At 41.9% G+C, this 9667-nt stretch carries 12 protein-coding genes; 5 read left to right on the plus strand and 7 right to left on the minus strand.

Annotation, left to right across the window (positions count from 1 at the left end; all coding sequences use genetic code 11):
- Positions 1-3: 3 nt before the first annotated feature.
- Both ACZ5GB_RS04485 and ACZ5GB_RS04490 read right to left on the minus strand, forming a co-directional pair.
- Positions 4-1416 (minus strand): hypothetical protein, encoded by a 1413-nt coding sequence (locus ACZ5GB_RS04485; protein ID WP_464327778.1) that lies wholly within the window; start codon positions 1414-1416, stop codon positions 4-6.
- Between the two features lie 51 nt (positions 1417-1467).
- Positions 1468-1734, minus strand: a complete 267-nt coding sequence (locus ACZ5GB_RS04490; protein ID WP_464327779.1) for a hypothetical protein — start codon at positions 1732-1734, stop codon at positions 1468-1470.
- Between the two features lie 136 nt (positions 1735-1870).
- Between ACZ5GB_RS04490 and ACZ5GB_RS04495 the strand changes: the two genes are divergently transcribed.
- Positions 1871-2245, plus strand: coding sequence for a DsrE family protein (locus ACZ5GB_RS04495; RefSeq protein ID WP_464327780.1), 375 nt, complete (start codon positions 1871-1873; stop codon positions 2243-2245).
- Here ACZ5GB_RS04495 and ACZ5GB_RS04500 read toward each other — a convergent pair.
- Both ACZ5GB_RS04500 and moaD read right to left on the minus strand, forming a co-directional pair.
- Positions 2234-3169 carry a glycosyltransferase family 9 protein gene (locus tag ACZ5GB_RS04500; RefSeq protein WP_464327781.1) on the minus strand — a complete coding sequence of 312 codons (936 nt, stop codon included), beginning with the start codon at positions 3167-3169 and terminating at the stop codon, positions 2234-2236. The two genes, ACZ5GB_RS04495 and ACZ5GB_RS04500, sit on opposite strands and share 12 nt — an antisense overlap.
- Positions 3162-3395 carry a molybdopterin converting factor subunit 1 gene (moaD, locus tag ACZ5GB_RS04505; RefSeq protein WP_464327782.1) on the minus strand — a complete coding sequence of 78 codons (234 nt, stop codon included), beginning with the start codon at positions 3393-3395 and terminating at the stop codon, positions 3162-3164. Before moaD ends, ACZ5GB_RS04500 begins: the two co-directional genes overlap by 8 nt.
- A 310-nt stretch (positions 3396-3705) precedes the next feature.
- On the opposite strand from moaD, the gene pgsA reads away from it, so the two are divergent.
- Positions 3706-4206, plus strand: a complete 501-nt coding sequence (pgsA, locus tag ACZ5GB_RS04510) for a CDP-diacylglycerol--glycerol-3-phosphate 3-phosphatidyltransferase (protein WP_464327783.1) — start codon at positions 3706-3708, stop codon at positions 4204-4206.
- Positions 4207-4227: 21 nt separating this feature from the next.
- Positions 4228-5472 (plus strand): diaminopimelate decarboxylase, encoded by a 1245-nt coding sequence (gene lysA / locus ACZ5GB_RS04515; RefSeq protein WP_464327784.1) that lies wholly within the window; start codon positions 4228-4230, stop codon positions 5470-5472.
- On the opposite strand, the gene ACZ5GB_RS04520 is transcribed toward lysA, so the two are convergent.
- Both ACZ5GB_RS04520 and ACZ5GB_RS04525 read right to left on the minus strand, forming a co-directional pair.
- A complete protein-coding gene (locus ACZ5GB_RS04520) occupies positions 5448-6536 on the minus strand; it encodes a radical SAM protein (protein WP_464327785.1) in 1089 nt (362 codons plus the stop codon). The genes lysA and ACZ5GB_RS04520 overlap by 25 nt on opposite strands.
- 38 nt (positions 6537-6574) lie before the next feature.
- Complete coding sequence (locus ACZ5GB_RS04525) at positions 6575-7306, minus strand: hypothetical protein (RefSeq protein ID WP_464327786.1); 732 nt, start codon at positions 7304-7306, stop codon at positions 6575-6577.
- Between the two features lie 145 nt (positions 7307-7451).
- Here ACZ5GB_RS04525 and resB point away from each other — a divergent pair, with 145 nt between their 5' ends.
- On the plus strand, positions 7452-9119 hold the full coding sequence (gene resB / locus ACZ5GB_RS04530) for a cytochrome c biogenesis protein ResB (protein WP_464327787.1): 1668 nt from the start codon (positions 7452-7454) through the stop codon (positions 9117-9119).
- Entirely contained in the window at positions 9079-9375 is a 297-nt protein-coding gene (locus tag ACZ5GB_RS04535; RefSeq protein WP_464327788.1) for a hypothetical protein, read from the plus strand. Before resB ends, ACZ5GB_RS04535 begins: the two co-directional genes overlap by 41 nt.
- Here the strand turns inward: ACZ5GB_RS04535 and ACZ5GB_RS04540 are convergent.
- On the minus strand, positions 9364-9651 hold the full coding sequence (locus tag ACZ5GB_RS04540; protein ID WP_464327789.1) for a DUF503 domain-containing protein: 288 nt from the start codon (positions 9649-9651) through the stop codon (positions 9364-9366). The genes ACZ5GB_RS04535 and ACZ5GB_RS04540 overlap by 12 nt on opposite strands.
- Between the last annotated feature and the right edge of the window lie 16 nt (positions 9652-9667).

Raw genomic sequence — 9667 nt, forward strand, 5'->3', positions numbered from 1 at the left:
TCCTCAGAAGGGATGGGCGCCGTGGGCTCCTATGGCAAAGTTAAACTGGAGGATGACCTCCTTTACCGGCTTTCTCACACCATCCTTGTAAAAGGCTCTGTTCTCTCCAAATTGTAGCCTAATGCGTGAAAACTCAGTAGGGCCATACTCCACCATGGCATAGTAGGCCGGGAGGTTTTTGGGAAGGTCCTCTTTTGTGCCGTCTACCTTTACAGTGTTTTTGTTTATTAGATTGTATTGGATGCCCACTCTCCATTGCTTGTTTATCCTACCTACAAGCTGTAGGTAAAAGCCTCCCTGTTTCTTGGTGATGTAAGGCGAGCCTATAAGATTGCTATTTTGGTCAAAATTGTACCTTATGCCCTTTTGATCCCTATACATATACTCACCTTGTAGTGATATATACCTTATGCTGTCTATCTGGTATCTGGCCGTTAGGTCAAGGCCGTAGAGCTTGGTTTTACCAGCAAAAGCATGAGGATTATCTTCGTCTTCAAGGTGGTTTATGCGTGCCTTACCTTGAGCGTAAGAAAGTCCAGCGAGTAAAGAAAGGTTTCCAATGTCAAAGGAAGTTTTTACATAGCCCACATACAGGTTGGGTTTTCTCGTGTCTGAGACCTTTACAGTGCCTTTTTCAAAGCCATCTGTACCAAAACTTTGCTCATTCTCTCCCTGCAAAACCTCTGCACCAAAGAGTAAGTAAAAGGGTGTGGGCGCAAGCCAGTTTAAACCTATGCCCTTTTCCACAAGTCCATCCTCTCCCAAAAAGACCTTATTGATAAGGGGTTGGGTGGCAAAGTCCCAAGTGTGTGGATGTTGAGCGTTTAGCCTTCCGAAGGAGCTTCTAAACTTTCCTACCTTTAGTTGGAAGCCAAAGGGCAAACCTCTGGTAACTGCGTAAGCCTCTTCCAGCTCTACACCTTCCTCCGAGAAGGGTATGGTGGCATAGAGGTCAAAGTATGGGTCCACGGGCGCATAAAGGTAAAGCTCTCCGTAGTTTAGGTTAAAGCCTCTTTTTTCGTTTAGGCCAGCGTGTCCCCCTTCTTTATGTGCATGGAAAAGGCCCGGTATCTCAAGGCTTTTGTATTCCTCATCCTTTCTGTTTCTTCCTACCAAAGAGGTATCCACTATAAAGGCTATGTCTGGCAAAAAGGCTGTTTGCCTAAGAGGGGTTATCTGGTAAGCTTTTAGCCTGTCGTCATACTTTGCCCTTAGCTGTAGGCTTCTGTCTGCAGGCAAGGGCCTTTCGGCCTTTTTCTCCTCTTGGCCCTTTTGTGCCTTTTCTAAGGCCTCTATCTTCTTTTCAAGCTCCTTTATTATCTTTCTTTGTTCCTCAAGCTGTCTTTTTAGCTCTTCTAAGCTCTCTTGAGCAAAGGAAAGGCTAAATATACCAAGTAAAAGAGCTAACTTTTTCATGTCAAGCACCTCCTGTAGTAGTTTTTTGAGATAAAAGGTCCTTAAGAAGCCTTACACCACAGGAGGTGCCCTGTTATAGGTGCTTTTAACAAGGAGTTTTTCTTTGGGTTGTATTGGTTTTTGAGGCTTTTCAATATGTGGATAGAGGGGCGAAAGCTTGAGGTCTAATTTTTGAATCTTGTTATCTACTGGAGTGTATTGAATAATACAAAGGCTACAATCGGTATGTATTTTGTGGTCCTCATGATGGTGTTCCGCATGGACAAAATCCACAAAGAAGAGGAGAAGGGCAATAAGTAAGTGGAACAACTTTTGCATCTTGGTCTTAATTTTAAAGTTAATATTCTACTCCAATTTATGATGAAAATCACTGTGTAAGTTGGAACCTGTAGGTCTATTACTTATAGCTTTAAGGATATAATAATGTATAAATACTCTTAAAAGGAGGTTTAAAATGGAACAAAAGGCGCCCGACTTAGTAATAATACTCCTCACCGGAAAGGAAAATCCCAAAAGGCTTCCTTCTGCCTTTTTCCTTGCTTCCACTGCTGCTGCGGAAGATATGAACGTGGTAGTTTATTTTACCGGTCCGGCAACGGAACTTCTCAAGAAGGGTGTGGCAGATAGCATCTATCCCATGGAAGGTGGACAGCCCCTTTCCTACTTTATCAAGCTTGCCTTGGACAACGGCGTTCAGATGGTAGCATGCAAACAATCTTTGGACCTAAACGGCATGACAGAAGAAGATTTAGCCTACAACTTCCCAGTGCTTACACCAACGCAAGCTCTTCCAACCCTTGGTATGGCTGGAAGGGTTCTAACTTGGTAATAGACTCAAGGCTTTTTTAAAAACTATTTCTGGTTCTATCTGCAGGCATGGGAAGGGATAATCTCCCAGCCTGCACTTCCCCTTTCCATGTAAATCACAAGGTTGGCAATCAAGGCCCTTTAAAAGATATATACCTTCTTCTTTACTCAAGGCAAAGCCAAAGGTGGGATGGGTTCCACCGTATATCTGCACGGCCTTTGTGCCTACAGCCCTTGCCATATGCAAAAGCCCGGAATCATTGCCAATAAAGAGCATGGCACCCTTTATTACCGCCAATACATCCAACAAGGACAAAGTACCACAAAGGTTTATACCTGTCCAGTTTTTACACAGATTCCTGTCCTTTTCATCTCCTACAAAGACAACCTTATAACCTTCCCTTTCAAAAAGCTCCGCCACCCTATCAAAGTATGGATATCTTTTCTTTTCATACCTTGCTCCAGGACCTATACACACATACCTATCTCCCAGCTTCTCTTTCCATGTCTTTAACCTTTCTTCCGATAGAATTATCTTTGGTTTGCCAGTTTTATAACCTATGGTTTGAAGATAGGCATCTACTACGCTGTAATCCTTTCTAAAGGTTTTGAAGTATATGGCAAGCCTGCGTCTTAAGGAATGTTTTTTATAACTTTTCCAAGTTCCTCCCAACCTTAGCCTTAAAAGAAACGTTCTTAAATTTTTGTGCATATCCAAGTAAAGGTCAAAGCCCTTTAACCTATTAAGGTTTTCTTTACTAAAAAGCTCGCCCTTTTCCACCCGAAGGACCTCAAGCCTTGGGTCCTCTAAGAAGACTTCTCCATAAGGTCTAAAGGTTAAAAGGTATGGCTTGTAGCCCAGCTCCAACAAAGGATCTATAAGGCAGGAGGTAAGAACCACATCACCCAAAGAAGATAGCCTTACTATAAGAGCTTTTCTATCCACCGCTCACAGGGGGTATTAGTGCCACCCTCTCATCCCCTTTTAGCTCGTATTCATCTCCCACATACTCCTCATTTACCGCAAACCTGACTACCTTAAGAACAGGCTCCAACTCTGGATACTTTTCAATTAGAAGCTGGCGCAGTTGTGAGATGTTGCCTTTGAACTCTATTTCCTCTTGATCCTTCTTTAGCCTTTCTCTAAGTATGGCAAAGTATAACAGCTTCATATACCTATTAATTATAGGCGAATACACGCCGGGTGAGAAATTAATTAGGAAGCTGGGATACCATCATACCTTCTTGCTAAAAATAAATGAGACAAGAAATGTAGAAGCACGGCATGCCGTGCAACTACTAATAAAAAATCCAAAAGTAGTGGCGGGTCTTGAACCCGCCTGATGTTTTATAATTTGGCAGGTTTAAAATAGGCGAAAGAGTTGCAACACAGCTTCAATTTTTTTCAAAATATTTGAAATGGCCACAACGGTGGAGTATAAAAACTTGAAGAAAGCACTCTAACTGGCTTAAAATAAAGCCATGGCCATAGCTATAACCCTTCTTAGGTTTTTTCTTATTGTGCCAACTCTATACGCCTTAGAAGAGGAAAGCAGGAAGCTTGCGGGCTTTTTTATACTCTTGGCTGGTGTATCCGATTGGTTAGATGGTGGAATAGCAAGGAAAAACAAAGAAGTGAGCAAGCTGGGAACGTTGCTTGACCCGCTTGTGGATAAAGCCTTTGTGCTTTCCATCCTTTCCTTTTTTCTTTATAAGCAGGAAATAAGCCTTTTGCCTTTTGTGCTTTTACTTTTGCGTGAGCTTTCTGTTTCCTTCCTGAGAAGCCTGTCTGTAGAAAAGGGCTATGTCATGCCAGCATCCTACCTTGGGAAGGCAAAGGCCTTTTTTGAGTTTTTGACCCTGTTGGCTCTATCTTTTGGCTTTGGGATTTCAAGCCTTTTGCTTTGGATTTCTGTAGTATTGGCTTATCTTTCTATGTACGATTATGTGATCAAGTATCTGTCTTATGAAAAAAGGGCTTAGTCTGTTGTATAATAAAGCACCATGCTTGGCGAATACAACCCATACCTTGAATACAGAGGAGAAGAGCTTTATCTTGAGGGCCTTTCCCTAAGGGCCTTGGCAGAAGAGCTGGGAACTCCCCTTTACGTTTATAGCGCCAGCTACATAAGGGATAGATTGAGGGCTTACAGGCAGGCCTTTCCAGATGCCCTTATATGCTACGCCGTAAAGGCCAACTTCAACCCCCACATAATAGCCTTGGCTAAGGAAGAGGGTGCGGGTGCGGATATTGTATCCGGTGGAGAGCTATATGCCAGCCTAAGGGCTGGAGTGGAGCCTTCCAAAATAGTATATGCGGGCGTGGGCAAAACGGTAAGGGAGCTTGAGTATGCTATAAGCTCTGACATTCTCATGTTTAACGTAGAATCTCATATGGAGCTGGACGTGCTAAATGATATAGCTGGAAGGCTTGGCAAAAAGGCACGTATAGCCATAAGGGTAAACCCAGATGTGGACCCCAAGACTCACCCTTACATATCCACAGGCATGAAAAAGAGCAAGTTTGGCGTAGATATAAAAACAGCAAAGAAGGAATACGAGTATGCAGGAAAACTGAAAAACCTTGAAGTAGTTGGCATACACTGCCATATAGGCTCTCAAATACTGGACACCTCTCCTTATATAGAAGCCTCACAAAAGGTGGTAGAGCTTTACCATGACCTTTTAAAGTCGGGTTTTGACATAAAATACCTTGACCTTGGCGGTGGTCTTGGCATAAAGTATAAACCAGACCAGTCCAATCCAGACCCTACGGACCTTGCGCAAGCCATACTTCCTAACCTTAAAGATGTAAAGGCTAAACTTATCCTTGAACCGGGAAGGTCCATAGTGGGTAATGCGGGCATATTGCTTACACAGGTACAGTTCATAAAGGATAAGGGACACAAACACTTTGTAATAGTGGATGCGGGTATGAATGACCTTGTAAGGCCAGCCATGTACGAGGCCTACCATCATATAGTGCCTGTGGCAATAAAGGAAAGGCCTTATATAAAGACGGATGTGGTAGGACCAATATGTGAAACTGGGGACTTTTTGGCCCTTGACAGAGAATTGCCAGCGGTGGAAAGGGGTGAGTATTTGGCGGTGCTTTCTGCGGGAGCCTACGGCTTTGCCATGTCCTCACACTATAACTTAAGGCCAAGGGCTTGCGAGGTGCTGGTGGAAAAGGGAAGCTATAGGGTAATAAGAGAAAGGGAAGATTACGAATATATACTTGGCAAGTAGCGTTTGCCGTTTATAGTTATATATTTCAAAATTTTATCCACATTCCTTATACCCTTTAAGTCCTCTACGGATTTAAGCTTTTTTTCTTTTCTTCTTTTTATTATTTCCTCTGCCGTCCTTTTACCAATACCGGGGACTTTTATAAGCATATCATAGTCAGCCGTGTTTATCTCAATGGGAAATAGGTGTTTGTTTGCCTCAGCCCATGCCGTCTTTGGGTCTGTTTCAAGGGGAAGGTTCCCATCCCTTAGTATGGGTTTAAAGTCCTCAAAGGAAAAGCCATATTCTCTTACCAAAAAGTCCACTTGGTATAACCTGTATTCTCTCAAAGGGTTCTCTGGCGGTTTGTTTTCAAGGGGAGTGTGAGAAACTGGGAAAAAGGCACTAAAATAAATCCTGCTTAGTCTAAAGTTCTTATTGAGATAAACTACAGCCCTTATTATCTCCTCATCCTTCTCATCGCCCACACCCACCATCATCTGTGTTATCTGGCTTTTCCCCCTGCTATTTCTTATGAGCTTATCCACATACTCTACTTTGGGAAGCATATCTTTTAGTATGCTTTTGCCCTTTGCTATGCTTTGTAGCCTTTCTTCCTTTGTAGTCTCAAGGTTTATAGATACTCTGTCTGCCACCTTTACGGCCTCTTCCACCGTTTGAAGGGATACGCCTGGCATAATCTTAAGGTGTATATAGCCCTTGAACTCATACTTTTCTCTAAGTATTTTTACCGTGTCTATCATCCTTTCCATTGTGAATTCTGGATTTCCAAATATGCCAGAAGACAGGAAAAGGCCCCTAACTTTACCAGCTTTATAAAGGTCCATAAAGCCTCTTGCTATCTCTTCTGGCTTTAGAGCCATCCTTATGGTCTGGTCCCTATCCCTTCTAAAGGCGCAATACACGCAGTTCTTATCGCACATGGTAGTTTGCATAAGTTTTAGAATTGGCACCTTACCCTTTGGAGTGGAGGCATAAAATATACAACTTTCTAAGTTTATATCTCCCTCTCTTTCAAAGCTTGCAAGCCTTGACATGAGTTTTATCTTTTTTTGAAGGTCCATAACTAATAAATTTAGGAAAGTTTTAGGACTGTTATGGTCTAAAACCTCATAAGAAGGCCAGCCAAAAGGCCATAATTGGAAAAGCTTTTATCCCTATTTAAGCTTTTGTGTAGGCCTAAGCTTATATCTATTCTATCATTGGGATGAAAAACAGCACCTATCAAAATATGTATGTCCTTCTTTTTTGTATCCCTCTCTTCTGGTATGGAATACTTTAACTCTCCGCCAAGGGTAAGGTATTTATAAAGGTTTGTGTATGCATGAAGGTAAAAACCATAGATATCTCTAAGCTCTTCCACCTGCGCAGCCTTTGTATAAAAGGCATTAAAGTTAAGAGTGCTATCTCCAATATCTTTTTCAAGCATTACGTTTGCATTGTATACAGGTTTTCCATAACCTATTCCCTTTTTACCCGTATCAAGTACGGCTGTTATTTTGTAGCCAAGCTTGAGGTCCTTTTGCTCCAAAAGTATGTGTTTTATAAATATGGAAGCATCGTTTAAGCCTTTTAGGTCTTCCCTATCTGGATATCTAAAAGCAGAATAGGGAACGGCTACCGCCAAGTCCACTTTTGGTGTTATACCCATAGTTAGCTGGAGTATATAATCCTGATGGGAAGACCCGTCGTAGTTTTTAAAGTAGGCATAGTCCGTTTCAATCTGGAACTTACCAAAGCCTCCCAATGTATTGGTGTCTTCCGCATTAAAAGGGTAAAAGGCGTAGGCAAGTCCAGAAAGCATAAGTATTCCCGCAGAGGCCCTTTTGAGCATGTCTGTATTATAACATAAATTGAAATTCATTGTCAATAACTTTACAGAGAACATATAAAAATTTTTTGTCTAATTTATCTTCAGCAAGGACAGGCATATCACTTTACAATCCAGACCTTACGGAAATGCATTATATTTTTTTACCATGCTAAACTTTGTCTACGGTTTTAAAGGATATACTCTTTTGGTTGTCTCCTTTCTTCTCCTTGTGTTGGTCCTTATAGTTGGTCTTTTTCATCTTGAAGAACGTGGCGTAGTATACTTTGCCTTGTTGGGTGGTGCTCTTGCTCTGTTTAGCTTTTCACTATTCTCTTACCTTTTTGGTGTATATGCCTACTTAAAGGAAGAATACTCAAAAAGGAAAAACCTTTGGTCCTTTATCTTTGACTTCTTGGCAGACCTCCGACTTGCCATTTTTATCATGATAGTCCTTGGCATACTTTCCATGCTTGGCTCCACCTATGTGCAACAAAATCAACCTATAGAGTTTTACCTTGATAGGTTTGGTGCAGACCTTGGTTATTGGTTTTGGAGGCTTTGGATAACGGATGTGTTTCACTCTTGGTATTATATAGGGCTTATAGTTTTGCTTGCCATAAACCTTATAGCTTGTTCTTTCAAAAGACTTCCAAGAATTTGGGTGCAAACCTTTACAAAGGAAAGGTTTCAAAAGCTGGATGAACACATGGAAAAGCACCTTAAACCTATCTCAATCCATGTAAACCCATCAGAGGAAAAGATAGTTAAATTCCTTCAAAGGATGGGTTTTAAGGTCTTTATGGAAAAGGAGGGTGAAAGGACATACTTTTATGCAGAAAAGGGTAAATTCTCACGCCTTGGCGTCTATGTGGTGCATATAGGTCTTTTGGTTATAATGGCTGGAGCCCTTATTGATGCCTTATGGGGAATAAGAGGCACTGTAATAGTGCCGGAAGGCTCCAAAAGCGATACTCTTATTATTCCAGCCAAGGAGAAGGCTATAAAGCTACCCTTTCAGATAGAATTGGAAGACTTCCGAATAGTTAGCTACGAGGAAGAGTTCAAAAGGAAAGGCAAAGTAAAGGAAACGCCCTTTAAAGATGCCATAGCGAGCTTTGAAAGCGATATAAGGATAATTCAAGATGGTAAAGTGGTGGCAAGGGGGACAACGGCCGTCAACTCTCCCTTTGACTTTGGAAGCTACAGGATATTCCAAGCCACCTACGGCCTTACAGGAGAGGCTGGCAAAGCCAAAATAGCCATCTTTGACAAAGCCTTGGCACCCAAGGACCCACAGAAAGCCTTTGTAGGGGAAGTAGAGCTAAAGGCTGGAAAGGTCTCCGAGTTTAAGAATATGCTTCTTTCCATAGACAGGTCCACCCTAAACCTTGAGGATGAGCAAAAGGGCTTTCAAGGGGAGTTAAAGCCCGCCATGGTGGTAAAGGTGCTTATGGATGGAAAATCATATGATGTGCCGGTGGTATATTCTCCAGAGCTTACCATATTTGCCCAATCACAGCTGGAACAGCTCAAAGACTTTCCCTATATATTTTTCCTTGTGGATTTTGAACCTCAATACTTTAGCGGTCTTCAGGTATCTCGCCAAGCTGGCACACCTATCATATGGCTTGGTTCCATCTTGGTTGTGGGTGGTATGCTAATAGCCTTTTACACAGTTCATAGAAAGGTTTGGGCAAGGCTTGAAGGGAACACCTTAAAGGTAGCCTTTTGGTCCCATAAGTTCAAAGAGGAGTTCAAGAAAAGCTTTTTAAACTCTCTGGAGGTGTTAAAGCATGAAAATCCTTCTCATGGAAAAGAACCTAATACTTCTTAGCAGGATAAGGTCTTCTCTAAGTGGCCATGAAGTAAGGACTGGAGGAGATTACCAAGGAGAGGAGCTTGTTCTTATAAACCTTGAGCAGTTCTCTCCGGAAATAATAAAGAGCTTAAAAGAAAAAGGTGCCAAGGTTATAGCCTACTGCGGGCATAAAAGGCTTGACTTTATAAACTTGGCAAAAGAGTTGGGTGCGGACCTCGTAGTTCCAAACAGCCAGATAATAAACGCTGGAGAGCTTATCTCAAAAGTTTAAAAACTCCACTCTTAAGTCTAACAAAAACTCGGGATAAAACTTTTCTAAAAGCTTTTTAACCTTTACCAGAGTTTCTTCCGCTATTGGCCTTTCACCTGCCACGCATACAAAGGCAAGGCTTGCCCTCTGCCAGAGGTCATGATGGTCCACTTCAGCCACGGATACGTTTAAAGAAGACCTTACCTTATCCTTTATTGACCTTATAAAATGCCTTTTTTCCTTAAGAGAACCGTTTTCCGGAAAGAAAAGTTCTACCCTAAGTATGCCAAGCACCATATGGAGTTATATTATA

It is taken from the genome of Hydrogenobacter subterraneus (genome assembly GCF_055390195.1).

Bases quoted from the DNA above. Each gene is read 5' to 3' on its own strand.
- ACZ5GB_RS04525 (WP_464327786.1), bottom strand. From the start codon at position 7,306: ATGCTCAAAAGGGCCTCTGCGGGAATACTTATGCTTTCTGGACTTGCC.
- lysA (WP_464327784.1), top strand. From the start codon at position 4,228: ATGCTTGGCGAATACAACCCATACCTTGAATACAGAGGAGAAGAGCTT.
- ACZ5GB_RS04485 (WP_464327778.1), bottom strand. From the start codon at position 1,416: ATGAAAAAGTTAGCTCTTTTACTTGGTATATTTAGCCTTTCCTTTGCT.
- ACZ5GB_RS04540 (WP_464327789.1), bottom strand. From the start codon at position 9,651: ATGGTGCTTGGCATACTTAGGGTAGAACTTTTCTTTCCGGAAAACGGT.
- ACZ5GB_RS04520 (WP_464327785.1), bottom strand. From the start codon at position 6,536: ATGGACCTTCAAAAAAAGATAAAACTCATGTCAAGGCTTGCAAGCTTT.
- ACZ5GB_RS04490 (WP_464327779.1), bottom strand. From the start codon at position 1,734: ATGCAAAAGTTGTTCCACTTACTTATTGCCCTTCTCCTCTTCTTTGTG.
- moaD (WP_464327782.1), bottom strand. From the start codon at position 3,395: ATGAAGCTGTTATACTTTGCCATACTTAGAGAAAGGCTAAAGAAGGAT.
- pgsA (WP_464327783.1), top strand. From the start codon at position 3,706: ATGGCCATAGCTATAACCCTTCTTAGGTTTTTTCTTATTGTGCCAACT.
- resB (WP_464327787.1), top strand. From the start codon at position 7,452: ATGCTAAACTTTGTCTACGGTTTTAAAGGATATACTCTTTTGGTTGTC.
- ACZ5GB_RS04535 (WP_464327788.1), top strand. From the start codon at position 9,079: ATGAAAATCCTTCTCATGGAAAAGAACCTAATACTTCTTAGCAGGATA.
- ACZ5GB_RS04495 (WP_464327780.1), top strand. From the start codon at position 1,871: ATGGAACAAAAGGCGCCCGACTTAGTAATAATACTCCTCACCGGAAAG.